The organism is Roseicella frigidaeris (genome assembly GCF_003258945.1).
Taxonomy (GTDB): domain Bacteria; phylum Pseudomonadota; class Alphaproteobacteria; order Acetobacterales; family Acetobacteraceae; genus Paracraurococcus; species Paracraurococcus frigidaeris.
Genome location: NZ_QLIX01000001.1, coordinates 542,082 through 564,324 on the forward strand (window position 1 = coordinate 542,082; position 22,243 = coordinate 564,324).

A 22,243-nucleotide genomic window follows, 5' to 3' on the forward strand; every position below is an offset into this window, starting at 1 on the left:
GATGCCCCGGAGCGCCGGGGCGGTCGGGCAGGGCCGGCGGCCCCGCCCGGTCAGCGGCGGCTCAGAGCTTGCCGAAGAGCGCCATGGTGTCGCTCATGCGGTTTGAGAAGCCCCACTCGTTGTCGTACCAGGACAGCACGCGCACCAGCGCGCCATCGACCACCTGGGTCTGGCTGGCATCGAAGGTGCTGCTGTGCGGGTCGTGGTTGAAGTCGACGCTGACCAGCGGCGCGGTGTTGTAGCCGAGGATGCCCTTCAGCTCGCCCTCGGCGGCGGCCTTCATCGCCGCGTTCACCGCCTCCTTCGTCACGCCTTCCTTCTTCGGCACGAAGTCGAGCGAGACGAGGGAGACGTTCGGCGTCGGGATGCGGATGGCGGTGCCGTCCAGCTTGCCCTTCAGCTCCGGCAGGACGAGGCCGACCGCCTTGGCCGCGCCGGTGCTGGTCGGGATGGCCGAGACCGCGGCGGCGCGCGCCCGGTGCAGGTCCTTGTGCAGCGTGTCGACCGTGTTCTGGTCGCCGGTATAGGCGTGGATGGTCACCATGTAGCCGCGCAGGATGCCGAAATTGTCGTGCAGCACCTTGGCGACCGGGGCCAGGCAGTTGGTGGTGCAGGAGGCGTTGGAGATGACCGTCATGTCCTTGGTGAGGGTCTTCTCGTTCACGCCGTAGACGATGGTCGCGTCGGCATTCTCGCCGGGGGCCGAGATCACCACCTTGCGGGCGCCGGCCTGCAGCAGGGCCGAGGCCTTCTCCTTGCTGGTGAAGATGCCGGTGCACTCGGCGGCGACGTCGATGCCCTTGAAGGGCACCTTGGTCGGGTCGCGCTCGGCGCTCACCGTGATCGGGGCGTAGCTGCGGCCATTGGCCTTGATGTGCAGCGTGTTGCCCTCGACCCCGATCTCGCCGGGGAAGCGGCCATGCACGCTGTCGTAGCGCAGCAGATGCGCATTGGCCTCGACCGAGCCGAGGTCGTTGATGGCGACGATCTCGACATCGTCCCGCCCGCTCTCGATGGCGGCGCGCAGCACCAGGCGTCCGATGCGCCCGAATCCGTTGATGGCGACCTTCACGGCCATGATTCGTCGTCCTTCTTCCGGTCTGTCTCTTTATAGCCTATCGGCCGAGGCGTTTCTTCACCGCATTGGCGACCGCCTCCGGCGTGATGCCGAAATGGCGGAACAGGTCCTCGGCCGGCGCCGAGGCGCCGAAGCCATGCATGCCGATGAACAGCCCCTCCGGCCCCAGCCAGCGGTCCCAGCCGAAGGGGATCGCCGCCTCGATGCCGACGCGCAACGCCTCGCCCAGCACCTGCGCCTGGTAGCTGGCGTCCTGGGCGGCGAAGAGTTCCCAGGAGGGCAGGGAGACGACCGCGACGGGGAGCCCCTCGGCCTCCAGCGCCGCCCGGGCGGCGAGCGCCGTGCCCACCTCCGAGCCGGTGGCGATCAGCGTGGCGCGGCGCGGGCCGGAGGCCTCCTCGACGACGTAACCGCCCTTGGCGCAACGATTCTCGCCGGCATCGCTGCGGAAGGCGGCGAGGTTCTGCCGCGACAGCGCCAGCACCGTCGGCCCATCCGCCCGCTTCACCGCCAGCTCCCAGCACTCCGCCGTCTCCATGGCGTCGCCGGGGCGGAAGACCACGAGGTTCGGGATGGCGCGCAGGCTGGCCAGGGTCTCGACCGGCTGGTGCGTCGGCCCATCCTCGCCGAGGCCGATGCTGTCATGCGTCAGCACATGGATCACCCGCTGGCGCATCAGCGCGGCGAGGCGGATGGCCGGGCGCATGTAGTCGGCGAAGACCAGGAAGGTGCCGGCATAGGGGATGATGCCGCCATGCAGGGCCATGCCGTTCATGGCCGCGGCCATGCCGTGCTCCCGCACGCCGTAATGCACATAGCGCCCGGCGAAATTCCCCCGGGCGATGGAGGGCACGCCCTTCACATTGGTGTTGTTCGAGCCGGTGAGATCGGCCGAGCCGCCGATCATCTCCGGCACCGCCGGCACCAGCGCCTCCAGCGCCTTCTGCGAGGCGACGCGGGTCGCCAGCTTTGGCATGCCGGCCACATAGGCCTGCCGCAGCTCGGCCAGCCTCTCATGCCAGGCCTCGGGCAGGCGGCCGGCGATGGCGCGCTCGAACTCGGCCTGGGCCGGGTGCTTGGCCAGGCGCTTCAGCCAGGCGCGGCGGGTGCCGGCGCCGCGGCGCCCGGCCTCCTCCCAGCGGGCGCGGATGCCATCCGGCACCTCGAAGGGCGGGTGGTTCCAGCCGAGCGCGCTCTTCGCCGCCGCCGCCTCGTTCGGGCCGAGCGGGCTGCCATGGCTGCCGGCGGTGCCGGCCTTGGTCGGCGCCGAGAAGCCGATGATGGTGCGGCAGGCGAGCAGCACCGGCCGGCGGCTGCGCATCGCCCAGGCGAGCGCCGCCTCCACCGCCGCCGCGTCGTGCCCGTCGACGCGCCGCACCGCCCAGCCATAGGCCTGGAAGCGCTTCAGCGTGTCGTCGGTGAAGGAGAGGTCGGTGCCGCCATCGATGGTGATGCTGTTGTCGTCGTAGAGGACGCAGAGCTTCTCGAGCTGCAGATGGCCCGCGAGGGAGGCCGCCTCGTGGCTGATCCCCTCCTGCATGCAGCCATCGCCGGCGATCACCCAGGTGCGGTGGTCGACCAGCGACTTGCCGAAGCGGGCCGCCAGGATGCGCTCGGCGAGCGCCATGCCGACGGCGTTGGCGAGGCCCTGGCCGAGCGGCCCGGTCGTCGTCTCGATGCCCGGATGCTCGCCATATTCCGGATGCCCGGCGGCCGGCGAGTGGAGCTGGCGGAAGCGCTGCAGCTCCTCGATGCCCATGCCGGCATGGCCGGTCAGGTGCAGCAGGGCATAGAGCAGCATCGAGCCATGGCCGGCCGAGAGGACGAAACGGTCCCGGTCGGGCCAGCGCGGGTCGGAGGCGTCGAATTTCAGGAAGCGGGTGAAGAGGACGGTCGCCACATCCGCCATGCCCATCGGCATGCCGGGATGGCCGGACTTCGCCTTCTCGACCGCATCGATCGCCAGGGCCCGGATCGCATCCGCCATCCGCCGCTCCTCCGTGGCCGGCCGGGCCAGGATCGCGGCCTGGGCCTCGAGGGCGGGGTTGGGGGCGTCGGGGCTCGGGGCAAGGCTGGCCAAGGCGAGGGTCTCCGGAACGCCCGGCCCTATACGGCGACGGGCGGGAGCGGGCAACCGCGCCCCCCGCCTCGCGGCGGCTTTCCGGCCGCCGCCGGTCAGATCATCGCCATCCCGCCATTCACGTGCAGGGTCTGGCCGGTCACCCAGCCCGCCTCGGCGCTGGCGAGGTAGACCACCGCGCCGGCGATGTCCTCCGGCGCGCCCATGCGCGCCGCCGGGATGCGCTCCAGCAGCTTGCCGCGCGCCGCCTCGGGCAGGGCGTCGGTCATCGCCGTCTTCACGAAGCCCGGGGCGACGACGTTCACCGTCACGCCGCGCGTCGCCACCTCCTGCGCCAGCGACTTGCTCATGCCGATCAGCCCGGCCTTGGCCGCGGCGTAATTCGCCTGGCCGGCATTGCCGGTGACGCCGACGATGGAGGCGATGGAGACGATGCGGCCGAAGCGCCGCTTCATCATGCCGCGCAGCGCCGCCCGGGCTAGGCGGAAGGGGGCGGTCAGGTCGACCTCCAGCACCGCGGCCCAGTCGGCATCGCCCATGCGCAGCGCCAGCATGTCGCGGGTGAAGCCGGCATTGTTCACCAGGATGTCGAGCCCGCCGAGCCCGGCCTCCACCTGCTCGACCAGCGCCGCCGGCGCCGCCGCCTCGGCAAGGTCGGCCGGCGCCACCAGCACCCGCTCGCCGAGCTCGGCGGCCAGCGCCTCCAGCTCCGCCGCGCGGCGGCCGGTCAGCGCCACCCGGGCGCCCTGGGCGTGCAGCGCCCGGGCCGTCGCGGCGCCGATGCCGCCCGTCGCGCCGGTGACCAGCGCGACCTTGCCATCCAGCCTGAACATGGCGCGGGCTCCTCAGAGGGTCTTCAGGAAGGCTTCGATCTCGCCTGGCGTGCCGAGCGCCGCCGCGCTCGCCCCGGGGGCGTTGCGCTTCATCAGCCCGGTCAGCACGCGGCCGGCGCCGAGCTCGGCGAAGCGGTCGCAGCCCATGCCGGCCATGGCCGCGACGCATTCGCGCCAGCGCACCGTGCCGGTCACCTGCCGGACCAGCAGATCGCGGATCTCGGCCGGGTCGGTCGCCTTGGCGGCCGAGACATTGGCGATGACGGGCACGACGGGGGCGGCGACCGCGGCCCGCTCCAGCGCCTCGCCCATCGCCCCGGCCGCCGGGGCCATCAGCGAGCAATGGAAGGGCGCCGAGACCGGCAGCGGCATGGCGCGCTTGATGCCGGCGCCGGGCGCGGCGGCGACGGCACGGTCGATCGCGCCCTTGTGGCCGGAGATCACCACCTGGCCGCCGCCGTTGTCGTTGGCGATCTCCGCCACCTCGGCCTGGCCGGTCTCCGGGTCGGTCCGGGCGCCGGCGCAGAGGGCCTCGGCCTGCTCGAGCTCGGCGCCGAGCAACGCCGCCATGGCGCCGAGGCCGGCGGGCGTCGCCCGCTGCATCGCCTCGCCGCGCAGCCGCAGCAGCCGGGCGGCGGTGGTGAGGTCGAAGGCGCGGGCGGCGGTGAGCGCGCTGTACTCGCCGAGCGAATGGCCGGCGACCAGGGCGACGCGGGTCGGCAGGTCGAAGCCGCCCTCCTTCTCCAGCACCCGCAGCACGGCGATGGAATGCGCCATCAGCGCCGGCTGGGCATTGGCGGTGAGGGTCAGCTCCTCCGCCGGGCCCTCGAACATCAGGCGCGAGAGGGACTGCTTCAGCGCCTCGTCCACCTCCTGGAAGACCTCGCGGGCGATCGGGAAGGCAGCGGCGAGATCCCGGCCCATGCCGGGAGCCTGGCTCCCCTGGCCGGGGAAGACGAAGGCGAGGGCCATGGTGGGTTCTTCCTTGGTGCGTGACCGGGGGTGCGTGACCGGGGTCGGCGTGGCCGGGCGATGGGCGCGCGGGGTAACGGTCGGTCATCCGACTGTCAACGTTCCGCCATGTCCGTGCCGGTCTTCGCCCGGATCTTCGCCGCCCGGATCTTCACTGTCCGGATCTTCACCGCCCGGAAGGGGATGCCGGGGCAGGCTGCCGCCGGCAGGACGGAGCGGGCCATGGCGGAGGCGACGGGCGGCATCGCGGCGGCGGGGGAGATGCCCGTCCTCATCCCCGCCTTCAACAACCCGACCTATGTCGAGGGCATGGTCGGCCAGCTCCTGCGCTTCCCCGGGCTGCGGCCGGTGGTGCTGGACAATGGCTCCACCTTCCCGCCGGCGCTCGCGCTCTACCGGCGCTGGGCGGCGGAGGGGCTGGCACCGGGGCGGGTGCTGGTCGTGTTGCTCGGGCAGAATCTGGGGCCGCGGGCGGTCTGGCAGGATGCGGGCTTCCTCCGCAGCCTGCCGCGGCATTTCTGCCTGACCGACCCGGATCTCGCCTTGAATCCGCGATTGCCGGCGGATTTCGCGGCCCAGCTCGCCCGGGTCGCGGCGGCGTTCCGGTGCGGCAAGGTGGGCTTCGCCCTCAGCCTCGCCGACCGCCCTCTGATGGTGCAGACCGCCTTCCGCCACGCCGATGGCTGGAAGCGGATCTGGGAGTCGGAAGCCCCGCACTGGCAGGAGCGGCTGACCCTGCCGGGCTTCGCCGAGCCGCTCTACCGCGCCGAGATCGACACCATCTTCGCCCTCTACGACCAGGCCCATTTCGATCCGGCCCAGCCCTTCCGCGGCATCCGCGTCGGCGGCCGCTTCACCGCCCGGCACCTGCCCTGGTACCGCGAGACCGGCCTGCCGCCGGAGGAGGAGGCCTTCTACCGCCAGGCCACGGAGTATTCCTATTACATGGGCGACCGCCCGGCCCGGCAGCTCCGCGGCCTCTTCGCCCGGCAGGACGCCATGGCCGCCGGCCGCGCGCCCGCCGGCGCCGAGCCTTAGGACGTCCCATGCGTCCCCTTCTGCCCAAGTCGCGCGACAGGATAAGGGGCAGCGACCGTTCTGATGGGCGCCTTTAACCGCGGCTTCACCCTCCCGGCCCCAGCCTGGGACGCCAGCCAGGATGGGGCCAGGATGCAGGATGTTGTCCCGGGATGCAGGCCGCCACGCCTCGCCGTGCTGCAATTGCGCGGGCTGGACCACTTCCTGCCCGACCTCCTGGCCGGCCTCGCCGCCACGGGCGCGGTGGAGGTGCGGGTCTTCACCGTCACCGGGCCCGGGGTGCTGGCCGAGGCCCTGCACTGGGCGGACGACCCGACACGCGACGCGCTGTGGTTCGAGTTCTGCTGGCCGCCTTTCCCGGAGCTGATCGCCCGCACCGAGTTCGGCGGCCGGCGGGTCGTCGTGCGGGTGCACCGCATCGAAGCCTATGAGGCGCCGCATGTCGCGCAATGCCCCTGGCCGAAGGTGGACGACCTCGTCACGGTCAGCGAGGACATGGCCCGCATCGTGCTGCAGGCGGCGCCCCTGCTGGAGCGCACCACGCGGCTGCACGTGATCCATAACGGGCTCGACCTCGCCCGCTTCGTGCCGCCGGCGGCGCCGGCCGATCCCTTCCGCATCGGCTGGTGCGGCAGCATGATCGCCCGCAAGAACCCGACCCTGGCACTCGAGGTGCTGGCCCGGCTGCTGGAGGAGGATGCGCGCTGGCGGCTGCACATCGCCGCCGCGCCGGGCGAACGGCTGGTGGAGGAGGCGCTGCTGCGGCTGGTGCCCCGCATGGGCCTCGGCGGCGCCGTCCGCTTCGACGGCACGCTGCCGGCCGCCGCCATGCCCGACTGGCATGCCCGCAACGCGGTGCTGCTCTCGACCAGCCTGCACGAGAGCTTCGGCTATGCCATCGCCGAGGCCGCCGCCGCCGGCTGCGACCTCGCCGTGCTGGACCATCGCGGCGCCGAGGAGTTCTGGCCCGAGGCGGTGCGCTTCGGGACGGTCGAGGAGGCCGTGCGGCTGATCTGCGCCGCCCGGCCGCATCGATGGCGGGGCCTGATCGAGGCGCGGCATGGCCTGGACCGCCAGGTGGCCGCGGTGCTGGCCCTGCTCGCCGATCGCAGGCCGCCGGCGCCGCGGGAGCGGCTGGTGCCGATCGCGCATGGCGCCTGGCGCGGCGTCTTCCCGCTGCGCGAGCCGGCCGACCACATCCAGCATGCCCTGCTCTCGACCGGCGCCTTCTACGAGGCGCCGATGCTGGAGGATCTTCGGCGACGGCTGCCGCCGGGGGCGCTCTTCGTCGATATCGGCGCCAATATCGGCAACCACAGCCTCTTCGCCGCCGGGGTCTGCGGCGCCCGGGTGCTCGCCTTCGAGCCGGCGCCGGCGCTCGCCGCGCATTGCCGGGCGACGCTGGCGGCAAACGGCCTCGAGGGGCGGCTGACCCTGCGGCCCGAGGGGGTGGGGGCGGCACCGGGATGGGCGCAGCTCTGCCCTGGCCCCGGGCACAATGCCGGGCGGACGCGCCTGGCAGCCGGGGTCGGAGCCGGGGCCGCCGGGGCCGGGACGGTGCCGGTGGTGCGGCTCGACGACGTTTTGGAGGAAGCGCCAGCGGTGATCAAGCTGGATGTCGAGGGGATGGAGGCGGCGGTGCTGTCAGGCGCGCATGGCGTCCTCACCCGCCACCGCCCCGCCCTCTATGTCGAGACGCTGACCGAGGCGGAGTTCGGCGCGGTCGAGGCGATCCTGCGTCCGCTCGGCTATCGCGCCGAGGCCTGCTTCAACCGCGACCCGACCTGGCTGTTCCTGCCGCGATGACGGGGGAGGGGCGCCTTGCCCGGCCCCGCGCCCCATGCAGGGCGGCGAAGCGCGGCCCCGTGCAGGGCGCGGGCCCGCCGCGGCGGGCCGTGTGTTAGAGCATCTTCACCCGTTCGAGTGGACACACCCGAACGGGTGAAGATGCTTTGAAAACAGAAGGCTGGAGCCTTTGCCGTGAAGGCGGGTGAACGGACAAGGCTCTGGCCTGGGGCAGGAGGTGACGACGCATGCCACAGGCTCTCATCATCGGTGCCGGGGATGGACTCTCGGCCTCGCTCGCCCGGCTGCTGGCGCGCGAGGGCTATGCGATCGCCCTCGCGGCCCGGAACACGGCGAAGCTCGCCGAGCTGGCCGCCGCGACCGGCGCCACCGCCCATGCCTGCGATGCCGCCGATCCGGCGCAGGTCGCCCGCCTGTTCGAGAGTGCCGGCGAGGCGGAGGTGGTGGTGTACAATCCGAGCTACCGCACCCGCGGCCCGCTGGCCGGGCTCGATCCGGCGGAGGTGCAGAAAAGCCTGCAGGTCTGCGCGTTCGGCGGCTTCCTCGCGGTGCGCGAGGCGGCGCGGCGTATGGTGCCGCGCGGGCGTGGGACGATCCTGCTGACCGGCGCCTCGGCCGGGGTGAAGGGCTATCCCGAGAGCGCCGCCTTCGCCATGGGCAAATTCGCCCTGCGCGGCCTGGCACAGTCGGCGGCGCGCGAGCTGCACCCGAAGGGCGTCCATGTCGGGCATGTGGTCATCGATGGCGGCATCCGCAGCGCCCGGCGGCCGGAGACGGGGGAGGATTCCCTGCTCGACCCGGATGCGATCGCCGAGACCTACCTGCAGCTGATTCGCCAGCCTCGCAGCGCCTGGAGCTGGGAGATCGAAGTCCGGCCCTGGGTCGAGCGCTTCTAGCTCACGCGGCTTTGACCGTCCTGGACCGGCGGCGCGGTGCCGGCCGAGGGCGGAACGCCAAGTAGAAAATGCGGCTCCATGGCAAATCCGGGTTGGCGAATTCCATGAGTTTCGAGGGCCTTGGTGACTGTCGACCGGCAACAGAAACGACTTCCAGCTTGCCGCGTTAGCACGTCACTTGTATGTGTCCTGTGGAAGATCACAATTACCGGAGCCGCTCATGCGCGCTACGCCTCTGGCCGTCGAGACCGAGACCGAGTCCGCTGACCACTCCGCCCTGCGGCTGATGCTGTCCTATGTGGAGGCCGAATGCCTGCGCATGGGCGCGACGGACGCGGCCCGGCATGCGGCGCTCGCGGCCTCCCTCATGCCGGAGCAGCCGCGGCATGCCGCGGGAGAGGTCAAGCCCGAGACGCATGCGCGCCGGCCCCGGGGCGCCAGGCTGCATTAGGGCGGTCCCCGACCGGGCGGACCCACCTGATCGGGTGAAGCGGCCCTGAAAACGACACCAGCCGTTGTTTTCCGTGGCCTGCTGGTCCGCAGGCCCGTGGGTGAACCCACGCCCTCGCGGGAAGGACACCCGTGGCAGCGCCGCCCGCCCATGCCCCGGCCCGGACGCCCGTCCGGTCTCGCCCCTCAGCGCCGGCCGCGACGCAGCAGGAACAGGGCCTGTTCGCCGAAGAGATTGGCCAGCCGCGGCGAGCGGGTCCAGGGCGCCTTCAGCCCGCGATCGTCCACCGCCAGCCAGCGCACCACCTCGTAGCCCTCGAGCCGGCAGAGATCGAAGAAGTCCCGGATGGTGCAGGGGTGGATGTTCGGCGTCTCGTACCACTCCCGGTGCCAGGTCTCGGTCACCGGCATCCGGCCCTTGCTGAGCAACTGCCAGCGCAACAGCCAATGGCCGAAATTCGGGAAGGAGACGATGGCGTGCCGGCCGATGCGCAGCATCTGCCGCAGCACCTCGCGCGGCCGCTCCACCGCCTGCAGGGTGCGCGAGAGCACGACATAGTCGAAGGCGCCATCCGGATAGAAGGCGAGGTCGTGATCGGCATCGCCCTGGATCACGGCGAGGCCCGCCGCCACCGCCTGCGTCGCCTGCGCCATGTCGATCTCGATCCCCCGCGCATCCGCCCCCTTCTCGGCGGAGAGATGCGCGAGCAGCGTGCCGTCGCCGCAGCCGATATCGAGCACCGTCGCGCCCGGCGGCACCATCTCCGCGATCAGGCGGAGGTCGAGCCGCATGTTCTTGGCGACATAGGTGATCTCGCCGCCGCGCGGCGCGGGCCGTCCGCCGGGGCGGTCGCCATCGTGGCGATGGTCGGTCGGGGCCTCGGGCATGCTCACACCCCCAGCCGGTCGGCGCAGCCGGCGAGGAAGCCGCCGAGCGCGCGGTGGAAATCGGGCTCGTCCAGCAGGAAGGCGTCGTGCCCCTTGTCCGAGGTGATCTCGACGAAGGAGACATTGGCCGCGGCGGCGTTCAGCGCCCGCACGATGGCGCGGCTCTCGGCCGTCGGGAACAGCCAGTCGCTGCTGAAGGAGGCGACGAAGAAGCGGGTCGGCGTGCCGCGGAAGGCGGCGGCGAGGTCGCCCCCACGCTCCGCCGCCAGGTCGAAGTAGTCCATCGCCCGGGTGATGGTCAGGTAGGAATTGGCGTCGAAGCGGCGGACGAAGGTGCTGCCCTGGTGGCGCAGGTAGCTCTCCACCTCGAAGACATCCTCGAGGAAGGTGAGGGCGCCGCGCGGGTTGGTGTCGCCGCGCAGGCGGCGGCCGAATTTCCGCGTCAGCGCCTGCTCCGAGAGATAGGTGATGTGCGCCACCATGCGGGCGACCGAGAGCCCCTGGGCCGGCACCCCTCCCGCCTCCCAGTAGCGGCCGCCTTGCCAGGCCGGGTCGGCATGGATGGCGGCGCGGCCGACCTCGTGGAAGGCGATGTTCTGGGCGCTGTGATAGGCGGCGGTGGCGATGGGGGCGGCGGCGAAGACCGTCTCCGGGAAGGTCGCCGCCCATTCCAGCGCCTGCATGCCCCCCATGGAGCCGCCGACCACGGCCAGCAGGCGGGCGATGCCGAGATGCTCGACCAGCCGCTTCTGGGCGCGGACCATGTCGCGGATGGTGATGTTGGGGAAATCCGTGCCCCAGGGCCGGCCGAGCCCGCGCCCGGCGGCATCCGTCATCTCCTCCTGCGGCCCGGTGCTGCCCATGCAGCCGCCGAGGACATTGGCGCAGATCAGGAAGTAGCGGTCGGTGTCGAGCGGCTTGCCGGGGCCGACGACGCTCTCCCACCAGCCGGGCTTGCCGGTCAGCGGGTGCGGCTCGGCCACGTACTGGTCGCCGGTCAGCGCATGGCAGACCAGCACGGCGTTGCTGCGCGCCGCGTTCAGCCGGCCATAGGTGCGGTAGGCCACCGCCAGCGGCGCGATCGCCATGCCGCAATCGAGCGCCAGGCCGTCGGCGAAGACGGCGCGCTGGTGATCGACCTGCGGGAAGGGGGCGACGGGGGCTGACATGCGGGCGGCGTCCTCGGGCTGGCCTGCATAGAGCAGAACGCCCGCCGCCGGAACCGCCGCCGCGCGATCGGCCTGGCGATCGACTTGGCGTTGCGGCCGGTGGCGTCTAAGAACGCCCCTGAAACCGCAGCGCCGCCGCGCGGGGACCGGGACCGCCCGCCGCTCCGGCTGCCGCGCCCCCGCCGCGGCGGGGGCGGGCGGCGACAGGATGCGGCCGGCGCTGCACAATGCGGGCGCCCCGAGACAGGGACGCCCCGAAGCAGGGCGGAAAGATACCGTAGGATGACCGCAGCCGCCGATTCCGTGCCCCTCCCGCCCGAGGCCGCGCTCGCGGCCCTGCGGGACGAGATCGACCGGCTGGACCAGCAGATCCTCGGCCTGCTGCGCCGCCGCTACGAGGTGGTCGCCACGCTCGCCGGCAGCCGCATCAAGAGCGGCAGCGGGCCGCTGCGCCCGGGGCGGGAGGCGATGATCCTGCGCCGGCTGCTGGCCGAGAGCGCTGGCGGCGTGCCGCCCGGGGCGGTGGTGCGGATCTGGCACGAGATCATCAGCGCCAGCAGCGCCCTGCAGGGCGGCTACACCGTCGCCCTGCCGGCGCGCGACGAGGCCGGGCTGCTGCTGGCCCGCGACCATTTCGGCGGCGCCATCGCGCTCCGCCCGCTGCCGAGCCCGGCCGCCGCCCTCTCGGCCCTCTCCAGCGGCGAGGCGCAGGTGGCGATCCTGCCCCTGCCGGAGGAGGGCGAGCCGCCCGAGCGCGCCTGGTGGACGGCGCTGGCGGCGCCGCGGCTGCAAGTGGCGGCGCGGCTGCCTTTCTGGCGGCCCGCCGGCTATGCCGGGCCGGAGGCGCTGGCGGTGATGCCGGGCGCGCCGGACCCGAGCGGGGCGGACCGCTCCCTGCTGCGGCTCGAGACCGCGGCGGCGGCCGGGCGGGCCAGCCTGCTCGCCGCCCTCGAGGCCGCCGGCCTGCCGGCGCTCGGCCTGCAGATCCAGCGCGAGGCCGGCCATGCCCTGGCGCTGGCCGAGATCGAGGGGGTGGTCGCGGCCGGCGATCCGCGCCTGGCCCGGCTGCCCTTCGCCCATGTCGTGCCGCTCGGCTTCTACGCCGTCCCGGCGAGTGGAGATCCAGGCTGATGCCGACCCTGCTGCCCCGCCCCTCCATCCTCTCGATCGAGCCCTATGTGGGCGGCGAGTCGAAGATCCCGGGCGTCAACCGCATCGTGAAGCTCTCCTCCAACGAGGGGGCCTTCGGGGTGCCGCCGGGCGCCCAGGCCGCCTATGCGAGGCTCGCCGCCGAGCTGCACCGCTACCCCGATGGCAGCGCCACGGCGCTGCGCGCGGCGATCGGCGCCCGCTTCGGCCTCGATCCGGCGCGGATCGTCTGCGGCAACGGCTCGGACGAGCTGATCGGCGCGCTGATCCTCGCCTATGGCGGCGAGGGCACCGAGCTGGTGATGAGCGCGCATGGCTTCGTCATGTACGACATCGCCGGCCGCTATGCCGGCTGCCGGGTGATCAAGGTGCCGGAGCGCGACCTCACCGCCGATGTCGATGCCATGCTGGCGGCCGTCGGCCCGCGGACGCGGCTGGTCTTCCTCGCCAACCCGAACAACCCGACCGGCTCCATGCTGCCAGCCGGGGAGGTGGCGCGGCTGCGCGCCGGGCTGCCCGAGGAGGTGCTGCTGGTGCTGGACAGCGCCTATGCCGAATACGTCACCCGGCCGGATTACGACCCCGGCACGGCGCTGGTCGAGGCCGGCACCAACACGGTGATGACGCGGACCTTCAGCAAGATCTTCGGCCTCGGCGGCGTGCGCCTCGGCTGGTGCTACGCGCCGGCGCATGTCATCGACATCCTCAACCGCGTCCGCGGCCCCTTCAACGTCAACGCCCCCGCCATGGCCGCCGGCATCGCCGCGCTGGCCGAGCCGGATTGGGTGGAGACCTCCGTCGCGCACAACGCGGAGTGGCGGGCGCGGCTCTCGGAGGGGCTGCGCGCCGCCGGTATCGGCGTGCATCCGAGCGAGGGCAATTTCATCCTCGCCGATTTCGGCACCGCCGAGCGGGCCAAGGCGGCGGATGCGGCGCTGAAGCAGCGCGGCCTGATCGTGCGCATGATGGGCGCCTATGCCCTGCCGCAGGCGCTGCGCATCACCATCGGCACGGCCGAGGAGTGCACCATGGTGCTGGACGCGCTGACGGGCTTCATGCGCGGCGCGAATGGCTGAGCAGTTCTTCGGGCGCGGCGCGGCGACGCCGGACCAGGTGCGGACGCAGGCGGCGCCGCTCTTCGAGCGGCTCTGCCTGATCGGCGCTGGGCTGATCGGCAGCTCCATCGCCCGCGCGGCGCGGGCCAAGGGCGGCATCGCCCGCAGCATCGTCGCCCATACCCGGCGGCCGGAGACGCTGGACCGCATCCGCGCCCTCGGCTTCGCCGATGTGGTGGAGCCGGATGCGGCGCGGGCGGTGGCGGGGGCGGATGGCGTCATCCTCTGCGTGCCCGTCGGCGCCTATGCCGGGGTGATGCGCGAGATCGCACCGCATCTGGCGCCGGGCTGCATCCTCACCGATGTCGGCTCGACCAAGGGCAGCGTGATCCGCGACCTGCGGCCGCTGCTGCCGCCGGGCGTGCATCTGGTGCCGGCGCATCCCATGGCCGGCACCGAGCACAGTGGCCCGGATGCCGGCTTCGCCGAGCTCTTCGAGGGGCGCTACTGCATCCTGACGCCGCTGCGCGAGGGCGATCCGGCGGCGACGGAGCGGGTGGCGGAGCTGTGGCGCCGCTGCGGCTCCATGGTCGAGCGGATGGATGCCGAGACGCATGACAAGGTGGTGGCGATCGTCTCGCACCTGCCGCACCTGATCGCCTTCACCATCTGCGGCACCGCCGACGACCTGGCGGAGGAGACGCGCGAGGCGGTGCTGCGCTTCGCCGCCTCCGGCTTCCGCGACTTCACCCGCATCGCCGCCAGCGATGTCGATATGTGGCGCGACATCTTCCTCAACAACCGCGACGCCTTGCTCGAGATGCTGGCCCGCTTCACCGAGGACAGCCACGCCCTGGCGCGGGCCGTGCGCTGGGGCCAGGCGGATTTCATCGAGGACCGCATCCGCCGCGGCCGGCGCATCCGGCGCGGGTTGATCGAGCGCCGGCAGGCCTGACGGCCGGCGCCCTACGGGCCGCGTCATGGCGGTTGCGGTTCGCTCTGCCGCTTCGCTATGGTTGCATGGCTATAGCGGCGCGGGCTGCCGGGGTCGCGCCGTGGCGCCGGGGAAGACCCGGTCGCCGCCTCGCCGCAGGATGGCGGCGCGACAACGGGAGGAACCCATGCAAAAGCGATTGCGCGCCACCCTGCGTGGCCTGCGCCGGGCCGCCATGGCGGCCGGTCTTCTGGCGCTTCCCCTGGCCGCCGGCAGCGCGGCAGCCGATGTCGTGGTCCCTGGCCACGGCGACTTCCCCGAAAGCCTGCATGCCAGCGCCGACGGCACGCTCTTCTTCAGCAGCATGGCCGGCGGCCGGATCTTCCGCGCCGCGCCCGGCGCGGCCGAGGCCCGCGAATGGATCCCGGCCGGCACCAACGGCCTCTCCTCGGTGCTCGGCATCCTCGCCGACGACCGGTCCGGCACGCTCTATGCCTGCTCGAACGACATGGGCTTCGCCGGCATCACGGTGCCGACGGGCAACACGCCGCCGGCGCTGAAGCTGTTCGATTTGCGGACCGGCGCGGCGAAGGGCAGCTTCCCCTTCCCGCCCGGCACCATCGAGGGACAGTCGCCGCTCTGCAACGACATCGCGGTCGCGGGCGACGGCACGGCCTATGTGACCGACACGCTGTCCGGGCGCCTCCTCCGGCTGCGGCCGGGCGCCACGGCGCTCGAGGTCTGGGCGCGCGATCCGCGATGGAACGACAAGGGGCCACGGCTCGATGGCATCGCCATCGGCGAGGGCGCGCTCTACGTGAACTTCTTCGAGGGCGACGGGCTGTTCCGCGTGGCGATCGGGCCGGACGGCAGCGCCGGCGCGGTGACGAAGCTCAGGACCTCGCGCCCGCTCGTCCATGCCGACGGGCTGCGCATGGCCGGGCCGAACACGCTGCTGATGGTCGAGGGCGAGGGCAAGGGCACGCTCGACCTCATCACCATCAAGGGCGACGAGGCGGAGATCCAGGTGGTGCGGGACGGGTTCCAGGGACCGGTGTCGGTCGTCCAGCATGGCGACACGATCCACGTGCTCGATGTGCCGCTGAAGTACCTCTTCGATCCGGCGCTGCGGTCGCAGACGCCGCCGCCCTTCAAGGCGGTCCCCGTGAAGCAGCCGAGATAGGGCGGCGGCGCGTCAGGGCATGATGTCGGCCGCGTCGCAGGCGGCCGGGATCACCGCCTCCGCCGGCAGACTGCCCTCGGCATAGCGTTCGAGGCGCGCGCGGAAGTCCCGGTAGGGCGCGCTGGCCTGCTGCGCATGGCAGGTGGTGGACATGCCGGCGAGCTCGCGCGGCAGGCCGCCATTCTCCTCCACGATGCGCTGCATCCGCTCTCGCACCCGGGCGAGTTCGGCCCGGGTGCGGCCCTGGTAGCGGCTGCGGGCCTCGGGCGAGAAGGGGCAGTGCTCGAAGCGCTCGGCCAGGGCGCGGCGGAACATGCGCCCGGCGAGCGGATCGCCGCAGGCATCGAACTGGTAGAGCGAGATGGCGAAGCCACGCTCGAAGGCCTCGGTGTCCTGCAGCGGCGGATCCTGCGCCGGGCCGGCCGCCACGAGCAGCAGGGCGGCGGCGAGCAGCGGCGCGCGCCTCATTCCGGACTCTCCAGGTAGAGGGCGATCGCGGTGATCTCGTCATCCGAGAGGCCGCCGGCAACCTCGTTCATCGCCGCGACGCCGACGCTCGGGCGGGCGTTCTTGCGGTAATCCTCGAGCGCCTTCGCCGTGTACTCGCGCGTCTGGTGGGCGATCGCCGGCGCGGCCTGGCTGCCGGCGTAATTGTCCATGTGGCAGGAGGCGCAGCGGTGCCGCGCGGCGGCCTGCTTGCCCATCTCGTGCAGCGCCGGCTCGGCCGGGCCGGGCGGCGGGCTGATGCGCGGGAGGGAGGCGAAGAAGGCGCCGAGGTTGCGCAGCTCCTCGTCGGAGAGCTCGGCGGCCTGCGGCTGCATGATCTCGCTCTGCCGCCGGCCGGAGCGGAAGAAGACGAGCTGCCATTGCAGGTAGCGCTCCTTCTGCCCCGCGAGGGAGGGAATGGATCGGTCGGCGGTGATGCCGTCCGTGCCGTGGCAGGCCATGCAAGGCTCGGCGCGGACGCGGCCGGCCTCGATATCGGCGGCTTCGGCGGTGGGGAAGGCGAGGCAGGCGGCGGCCGCGAGGGCGGCGAAGAATGGGCGCATGCGCGGCTCCGTCCAGGTGCGAGGGCGTGCCGCCCGGTCGCCGTGACCGGGCGGCTGCCTCGCCTCAGCGGGAATAGCTGATGCGGTAGATGGCGCCTGCCCAGTCATCCGCGACCAGCAACGCGCCATCCTTGGCGACGACGACGTCGGCCGGGCGGCCGGAATACTCCTGCGCCCCGGTCAGCCAGCCCTCGGCGAAGATCTCCTGCTTGGCGTTCTTGCCGTCCGGATCGACGGTGACGTGCACGATCCGCCCGCCCTGGTACTTGTGCCGGTTCCAGGAGCCATGCTCGGCGATGAAGATGGTGTTGCGGTACTCCGCCGGGAACATGCTGCCGGTGTAGAATTTCATCCCAAGCGGCGCGACATGGGCGCCGAGGTTCAGCACCGGCGGGGTGAACTCGTCGCATTTGTGGCCCATGGCGAACTTCGGATCGGGCATGTCGCCCTGGTGGCAGTAGGGGTAACCGAAATGCTCGCCCAGCCGGCCGATGCGGTTCAGCTTGTCGCTCGGCATGTCGTCGCTGACCCAGTCCCGGGCATTCTCGGTGAACCAGTACTGCCCGGTGCGCGGATCGATGTCGCCGCCGACGCTGTTGCGCACGCCGAGCGCGACGAGCTCGGCGAGGCCGTTCGGGTGCACGCGGCGGATCTGCGAGAGGCTGGTCGGGGGGATGCCGATGTTGAAGGGCGGGCCGAAGGGCAGGTACATCGCGCCCTCCTTGTCCATGACGATGTACTTCCAGCCATGCGCGACGAAGGGCGGCATGTCGTCGTAGACGACGGTCGGCTCGGGCATGGCGCCGAGCTTCGACTCCGCGCCGTCGTAGCGGAGCAGTTTGTCGATGGCGACCACGTAGAGCGCGCCGTCGCGGAAGGCGACGCCGGTGGGCATGTTCAGCCCCTTCAGGATCGTCTTGACCTCGCGCTTGCCGCCCGAATCGGTCACCGCATAGACGCTGCCGGCACCGAAGGAGCCGACGAAGAGCGTGCCGTTGTCGCCCCAGGCCATCTGCCGCGCCTCGGGAATGCCGGAGGCATAGACCTCGATCTTGAAGCCGGGCGGCAGCTTGATCTTCTTCAGGTTGTCCTGCAGCTCGGCGAGCGGCGTCGGGGTGGCCGGGCCGACCGGTGGCGCCAGGCCCTTCTGCCCCTCGGTCTCGTCGCCCAGGAACCAGTCGGGCGGCGGGTTCTTCCAGAAGCTCGGCTTGCTGCTGTCGTAGCTCTTGAGCTGCGCGGCGGCCGGTCCGGCGCCGAGCGCCAGCCCCGCCGCGGCGAGCGCGGCGAGCGCGATCCCCCGCTTCCGCAATGATGTACCGGACATGGACGGTTCCCCGTTGTTTCCACGACACCATAACGATGTCGCGTGCCGCACGAGACCATGCGGAGTTGCCGCATTGCAAGCGCCCCGCTCGGCCGGGAATGCGGAATCCGGGCGGCCGATCCGAGGCTGCATTCCCTGTCCGTCATGCAACGGCAAGCTCCGCGAAATCCGCTGATGGCATCTGGGCCAGGACCCGCTCACCCGGCTTCGCGGACCATGGTCCAGCGTGTCATTCGAGCGCGCGATTCGCGCCTTCGGTGAGTCGGGCTCGGCGGTCACGCCCTAGGCGCCGGGGCGTTCCGCCATCTCCCGCGCCGCGGCGAGGTCGGCGACGAAGCGGGCATATTCGCGCTCCTTGCCGGCGGGGTCGGGCAGGCGCAGCAGGTAGGAGGGATGCACGGTCGGAAAGATGCGGAAGCCCTCCGGCGCCTCGATCACCTCGCCCCGCACCCGGGTGATGGCGAGAGGCTTGCCGGTCAGCGCCCGCAGCGCCGTCGCGCCGAGCGAGACCACGAGGCCCGGCGCGACCAGCTCGATCTCCCGCTTCAGGAAGGGCCGGTAGTAGGTGATGTCGCCGGCATCCGGGGATTGGTGCAGGCGGCGCCGGCCGGTCGGCTTGAATTTGAAATGCTTCACCGCGTTGGTGACGTAGGCGGCGCTGCGGTCGATCCCCGCCTCGGTGGCGGCGCGGTCGAACAGCCGCCCGGCCGGGCCGACGAAGGGCCGGCCGGCAAGATCCTCCTCGTCGCCCGGCTGCTCGCCGATGAACATCAGCGCCGCGCCGAGGGGGCCTTCGCCGAAGACCGGCTGGGTGCTGGCCGCCGTCCAGGAGGGCAGGTCGTTGCGGCCCATGAGCTCGGCCCGCAGCGCGGTGAGCGCCGCGGCCGGGTCCTCGATGCGGGAGAAGAGATCGGCTGGCATGGTCTCCGCAACGTCCGGGAGGGGCATTGGCTGCACCGGCCTGGATGGCGGGCGCTGGCGCCGTGCGGCCGGCGGGGCCGCGCCGCGGGCCAGCATCCCGGCCACGCGCTGCGGCGCCTCGGCGATCAGGCGGGGGATCTCGCGCGCTTCCGGCAGGTTGCGCCAGTACTTCACCGGCATCTCCGCCCGCATCGCCGCCGGCTTCAGGCGGGCGGGATTGAAGACGCTGCGGTAGTAGGCGCGCCAGAGCTCCTCATGGGCATCCTCGGCCGGCGCCTCACGCCGAGTCCCGCCGGGGCCCATGCGCAGCGTCTCGCCATCCCAGTGCGCACTGGCCTCCGGCGTCAGGATGGACCAGCGCAGCCCGGCGAAGCGCCGGATGAAGAAGCCCGTCTCGGCTTCGAGGATGTGGTGGTCGGGCTCGAACCAGGCGACGTAGTGCGCCGCCGGGCCAGCTTCGCCTGGCGCCTCGGTCCCGACGCAGCGGAAGCGGAGGAAGGCGTGCATCTTGTGGGCGTCGCGCCGCACCGCCCGCACCATGGCGGAGAGGCGGAGGATGTCCGGATCCGTCGCCACCTGCAGCAGCCCCGGCTCGCCCCGCGCCAGCCGCCAGAGCAGGCGGTAGAGCAGGGCGAAGCGGTCCGGGTCGCGGTGGCGGATGGCGGTTTCGGCGGCCTCGACGAAGCGGCGCGGCACGCTGGCCGTCAGCGGCGCCGTCTCCGGCACCCGATCCCGGGCGAAGAGCGCCGGCGCCTCGCCGGCCACCCGCCAGGCCACCGCCGCGGGCGGCAGATCCGCCGCCAGCAGGCACCGCGCCTGGGCGCGCCAGGCGGGAAAATCCGCCGGCCCGGGCAGCGGCGCGTCGATCCGGCCGGTCAGAGCAGCACCATCTGGCGCGGCCGCGCCGCCGCGGCCAGGCCGCCTCGCGGCGCCAGCAGCCGCCGCAGATCGGCGCGGTCGAGCAGGCCGGCGCGCGGCTGCCGGTCGGCGGTGACGAGGAAGGGCAGCAGCTTCGCCAGCGGCAGGCGCAGCCGCGCCAGGTCGTCAGTGCGGATCGCCCGCTGCCGGCGCGTCGAGAGCAACTTCTCGACCGTGCGCGTGCCGAGGCCGGGGACGCGCAGCAGCATCTCCCGCGGCGCGCGGTTGACGTCGATGGGGAAGCGCCCGCGATGCTTCAGCGCCCAGGCCAGCTTCGGATCGAGGCCGAGATCGAGCATGCCGTCCTCGCCGCCCGCCAGGATCTCCTCCAACTCGAAGCCGTAGAAGCGGAGCAGCCAGTCGGCCTGGTAGAGGCGGTGCTCGCGCAGCAGCGGCGGCGCCTGCGGCGGCAGCGTCGCCGAGGCGTCGGGGATCGGCGAATAGGCGGAGTAGTAGACGCGGCGCAGCCCATAGGCCGCGTACAGCGTGGCGCTGGCGCCCAGCACGGCCCCGTCATCGGCGGCATCGGCGCCGACGATCATCTGGGTGCTCTGGCCGGCGGGGGCGAAGCGCGGCGGCGCGGCGCGGCCGGCCTCGCGGCCCGCCTCGCGCGCCTCATCGATCCTGAGCCGCAGGCCGGCCATGGCGCGGCGGATGCCGGCGGCGTCCTTCTCGGGCGCGAGCCGCCGCAGGCTGGCCTCCTGCGGCAGCTCGACATTGATGGAGAGCCGGTCGGCCCATCGCCCGGCGCGGGCGAGCAGCTCCGGCGCCGCATCCGGGATGGTCTTGAGGTGGATGTAGCCGCGGAAGCCGTGCTCCTCCCGCAATTGGCGGGCGACCTCGGTGATCTGCTCCATCGTGTAGTCCGGGGAGCGGATGATGCCGGAGGAGAGGAACAGCCCCTCGATGTAGTTGCGGCGATAGAAGTGCAGCACCAGCGTCACCAACTCGCGCACCGTGAAGCGGGCGCGCGGCACCTGCGAGGAGGCGCGGTTGATGCAATAGGCGCAGTCGAAGAGGCAGGCGTTGGTCAGCAGCACCTTGAGCAGGGAGATGCAGCGCCCGTCCGGGGCATAGGCGTGGCAGATGCCCATGCCCTCGGTGCTGCCGATCCCGCCCTCGCGGCTGTCGCGCGTCTCGGTGCCGGAGGAGGCGCAGGAGGCATCGTATTTCGCGGCGTCGGCGAGGATCTCGAGCTTGCGGCGCAATTCCATGGATCGTTCCGGCCTCGGGGCATCCGCGGGCGCTGCGAGGCCGGCGGATTGTTCACTATATGTTCTCAGATGCCCGCCTGGCAAGCCCCGCCCGCCGCCTCCGGCCCGCGGATTGCGGCACCTGCAACCCAGGGGCATCATCGCCCGGAATTCGGGAAGGAATGCTCCATGGGCAATCGCATCGCCATCATCGGCGCGGGGGCGGTCGGCGGCTATGCCGGCGCGCATATGGTTCAGGCGGGCGAGGACGTCACCTTCGTCGACATGTGGCCGGAGCATGTCGAGGCGATGCGGCGGGACGGGCTGCGCATCACCCATATCCGCGACGTGCCCGAGTTCACCGTGCCGGTGCAGGCGCTGCATCTGACGGAGCTGCAGCAGGTCTCCAAGCAGCGGCCCTTCGACATCGCGTTCATCTGCGTGAAGTCCTACGACACCGCCTGGGCCACCACGATGGTGAAGCAGTACCTGGCGCCGGGCGGCTTCTGCGTCTCCCTGCAGAACTGCATGAACGAGGAGACCATCGCCGGCATCGTCGGCTGGGGCCGCACCCTCGGCGCCATTGCCTCCTCCATCACCGTCGAGCTCTGCGAGCCCGGGCATGTGCGGCGCGCCTCCGGCAAGGGCGGGGCGGCGCATACCGTCTTCCGCGTCGGCGAGGTGCATGGCCGCATCACCGACCGGGCGCAGGAGGTCGGCCGGCTCTGCGCCCTCTCCGACAGCTGCGTGGTCACCGCCAATCTCTGGGGGGAGCGCTGGTCGAAGCTGGTCACCAACGCCATGGCGAACGGCCTTTCCGCCTGCACCGGGCTGATCAGCCGCGAGATCCTGCTCGACGACACGCTGCGGCAATTCACGGCCCGGCTCGGCAGCGAGGCGATCCGCGTCGGCCAGGCGCTCGGCTATTCGCTGGAGGAGGTGCACCACCTCGACCCCGAGATCATCGCCCGGGCCGGCGAGGGCGATGCCGAGGCGCGCCGCGCCTATGACGAGCACCGCATCCGGGAGGCGAACAAGCCCGGCGGCGGCGCGCATCGCCCCTCCATGGGCCAGGACATGGTGAAGGGCCGCCGCACGGAGATCGAGTTCCTGAACGGCTTCATCACCGACCGGGCGCAGGAGATCGGCCTCGCCACGCCGGCCAACGCGGCGCTGACCGAGATCGTGAAGCGGGTCGAGAAGGGCGAGTTGCAGCCCGACCCGCAGCACATCAAGGCGCTGCGGCTGAACTGAGGCGTCCCTGTTCCATCGATCGGCCGCGCGATCCCTCGCCTCGTCGCGGGATC

21 protein-coding genes are annotated in these 22,243 nt (G+C 72.4%); 9 read left to right on the plus strand and 12 right to left on the minus strand.

What is annotated here, in order from left to right:
* Positions 1 to 61: 61 nt before the first annotated feature.
* The 5 genes from gap to DOO78_RS28360 all read right to left on the minus strand — a co-directional run bounded on the left by gap (position 62) and on the right by DOO78_RS28360 (position 5,187).
* Complete coding sequence (gene gap / locus DOO78_RS02520; RefSeq protein WP_111468134.1) at positions 62 to 1,078, minus strand: type I glyceraldehyde-3-phosphate dehydrogenase; 1,017 nt, start codon at positions 1,076 to 1,078, stop codon at positions 62 to 64.
* A 37-nt stretch (positions 1,079 to 1,115) separates the two neighbouring features.
* Entirely contained in the window at positions 1,116 to 3,158 is a 2,043-nt protein-coding gene (tkt, locus tag DOO78_RS02525; protein ID WP_111468135.1) for a transketolase, read from the minus strand.
* A gap of 95 nt (positions 3,159 to 3,253) precedes the next feature.
* Complete coding sequence (gene fabG, locus DOO78_RS02530) at positions 3,254 to 3,991, minus strand: 3-oxoacyl-[acyl-carrier-protein] reductase (RefSeq protein WP_111468136.1); 738 nt, start codon at positions 3,989 to 3,991, stop codon at positions 3,254 to 3,256.
* 12 nt (positions 3,992 to 4,003) lie between these two features.
* On the minus strand, positions 4,004 to 4,963 hold the full coding sequence (gene fabD, locus DOO78_RS02535) for an ACP S-malonyltransferase (protein WP_111468137.1): 960 nt from the start codon (positions 4,961 to 4,963) through the stop codon (positions 4,004 to 4,006).
* 95 nt (positions 4,964 to 5,058) lie between these two features.
* On the minus strand, positions 5,059 to 5,187 hold the full coding sequence (locus DOO78_RS28360; RefSeq protein ID WP_279387764.1) for a hypothetical protein: 129 nt from the start codon (positions 5,185 to 5,187) through the stop codon (positions 5,059 to 5,061).
* Here DOO78_RS28360 and DOO78_RS02540 point away from each other — a divergent pair.
* The 4 genes from DOO78_RS02540 to DOO78_RS02555 all read left to right on the plus strand — a co-directional run bounded on the left by DOO78_RS02540 (position 5,186) and on the right by DOO78_RS02555 (position 9,154).
* The gene (locus DOO78_RS02540; RefSeq protein ID WP_111468138.1) at positions 5,186 to 6,001 is read left to right on the plus strand and encodes a glycosyltransferase family protein; all 816 of its coding nucleotides are present in this window, start codon (positions 5,186 to 5,188) and stop codon (positions 5,999 to 6,001) included. The two genes, DOO78_RS28360 and DOO78_RS02540, sit on opposite strands and share 2 nt — an antisense overlap.
* Before the next feature lie 132 nt (positions 6,002 to 6,133).
* Complete coding sequence (locus DOO78_RS02545; RefSeq protein ID WP_165838678.1) at positions 6,134 to 7,807, plus strand: FkbM family methyltransferase; 1,674 nt, start codon at positions 6,134 to 6,136, stop codon at positions 7,805 to 7,807.
* Positions 7,808 to 8,034: 227 nt separating this feature from the next.
* Entirely contained in the window at positions 8,035 to 8,703 is a 669-nt protein-coding gene (locus DOO78_RS02550; protein WP_111468140.1) for an SDR family NAD(P)-dependent oxidoreductase, read from the plus strand.
* Between the two features lie 220 nt (positions 8,704 to 8,923).
* Positions 8,924 to 9,154, plus strand: a complete 231-nt coding sequence (locus DOO78_RS02555; protein ID WP_111468141.1) for a hypothetical protein — start codon at positions 8,924 to 8,926, stop codon at positions 9,152 to 9,154.
* A gap of 185 nt (positions 9,155 to 9,339) precedes the next feature.
* On the opposite strand, the gene metW is transcribed toward DOO78_RS02555, so the two are convergent.
* Together metW and metX are read right to left on the minus strand one after the other, a co-directional pair.
* On the minus strand, positions 9,340 to 9,945 hold the full coding sequence (metW, locus tag DOO78_RS02560; protein ID WP_111468241.1) for a methionine biosynthesis protein MetW: 606 nt from the start codon (positions 9,943 to 9,945) through the stop codon (positions 9,340 to 9,342).
* A gap of 98 nt (positions 9,946 to 10,043) precedes the next feature.
* A complete protein-coding gene (metX, locus tag DOO78_RS02565; RefSeq protein ID WP_111468142.1) occupies positions 10,044 to 11,210 on the minus strand; it encodes a homoserine O-acetyltransferase MetX in 1,167 nt (388 codons plus the stop codon).
* Positions 11,211 to 11,513: 303 nt separating this feature from the next.
* Between metX and DOO78_RS02570 the strand changes: the two genes are divergently transcribed.
* From DOO78_RS02570 to DOO78_RS02585, 4 genes are all read left to right on the plus strand, one after another.
* Positions 11,514 to 12,341, plus strand: a complete 828-nt coding sequence (locus DOO78_RS02570) for a chorismate mutase (RefSeq protein ID WP_165838679.1) — start codon at positions 11,514 to 11,516, stop codon at positions 12,339 to 12,341.
* Positions 12,341 to 13,435: a histidinol-phosphate transaminase gene (gene hisC / locus DOO78_RS02575; protein ID WP_111468144.1), complete on the plus strand. Its 1,095-nt coding sequence runs from the start codon at positions 12,341 to 12,343 to the stop codon at positions 13,433 to 13,435. Before DOO78_RS02570 ends, hisC begins: the two co-directional genes overlap by 1 nt.
* A complete protein-coding gene (locus DOO78_RS02580) occupies positions 13,428 to 14,369 on the plus strand; it encodes a prephenate/arogenate dehydrogenase family protein (RefSeq protein WP_111468145.1) in 942 nt (313 codons plus the stop codon). Before hisC ends, DOO78_RS02580 begins: the two co-directional genes overlap by 8 nt.
* A gap of 166 nt (positions 14,370 to 14,535) precedes the next feature.
* Positions 14,536 to 15,531, plus strand: a complete 996-nt coding sequence (locus tag DOO78_RS02585; protein WP_128079987.1) for an SMP-30/gluconolactonase/LRE family protein — start codon at positions 14,536 to 14,538, stop codon at positions 15,529 to 15,531.
* A gap of 12 nt (positions 15,532 to 15,543) precedes the next feature.
* Here DOO78_RS02585 and DOO78_RS02590 read toward each other — a convergent pair whose 3' ends face one another.
* From DOO78_RS02590 to DOO78_RS02610, 5 genes are all read right to left on the minus strand, one after another.
* Positions 15,544 to 15,999 (minus strand): hypothetical protein, encoded by a 456-nt coding sequence (locus tag DOO78_RS02590; RefSeq protein WP_111468147.1) that lies wholly within the window; start codon positions 15,997 to 15,999, stop codon positions 15,544 to 15,546.
* On the minus strand, positions 15,996 to 16,580 hold the full coding sequence (locus DOO78_RS02595; protein ID WP_111468148.1) for a c-type cytochrome: 585 nt from the start codon (positions 16,578 to 16,580) through the stop codon (positions 15,996 to 15,998). The genes DOO78_RS02590 and DOO78_RS02595 overlap by 4 nt, the downstream gene beginning before the upstream one ends.
* Before the next feature lie 64 nt (positions 16,581 to 16,644).
* Positions 16,645 to 17,904: a PQQ-dependent sugar dehydrogenase gene (locus tag DOO78_RS02600; protein ID WP_111468149.1), complete on the minus strand. Its 1,260-nt coding sequence runs from the start codon at positions 17,902 to 17,904 to the stop codon at positions 16,645 to 16,647.
* 282 nt (positions 17,905 to 18,186) lie between these two features.
* Positions 18,187 to 19,704 carry a UdgX family uracil-DNA binding protein gene (locus tag DOO78_RS02605; protein ID WP_207802770.1) on the minus strand — a complete coding sequence of 506 codons (1,518 nt, stop codon included), beginning with the start codon at positions 19,702 to 19,704 and terminating at the stop codon, positions 18,187 to 18,189.
* The gene (locus tag DOO78_RS02610) at positions 19,701 to 20,957 is read right to left on the minus strand and encodes a putative DNA modification/repair radical SAM protein (RefSeq protein ID WP_111468151.1); all 1,257 of its coding nucleotides are present in this window, start codon (positions 20,955 to 20,957) and stop codon (positions 19,701 to 19,703) included. Before DOO78_RS02610 ends, DOO78_RS02605 begins: the two co-directional genes overlap by 4 nt.
* 168 nt (positions 20,958 to 21,125) lie before the next feature.
* Between DOO78_RS02610 and DOO78_RS02615 the strand changes: the two genes are divergently transcribed.
* A complete protein-coding gene (locus DOO78_RS02615; RefSeq protein WP_165838680.1) occupies positions 21,126 to 22,190 on the plus strand; it encodes a ketopantoate reductase family protein in 1,065 nt (354 codons plus the stop codon).
* Positions 22,191 to 22,243: the final 53 nt, after the last annotated feature.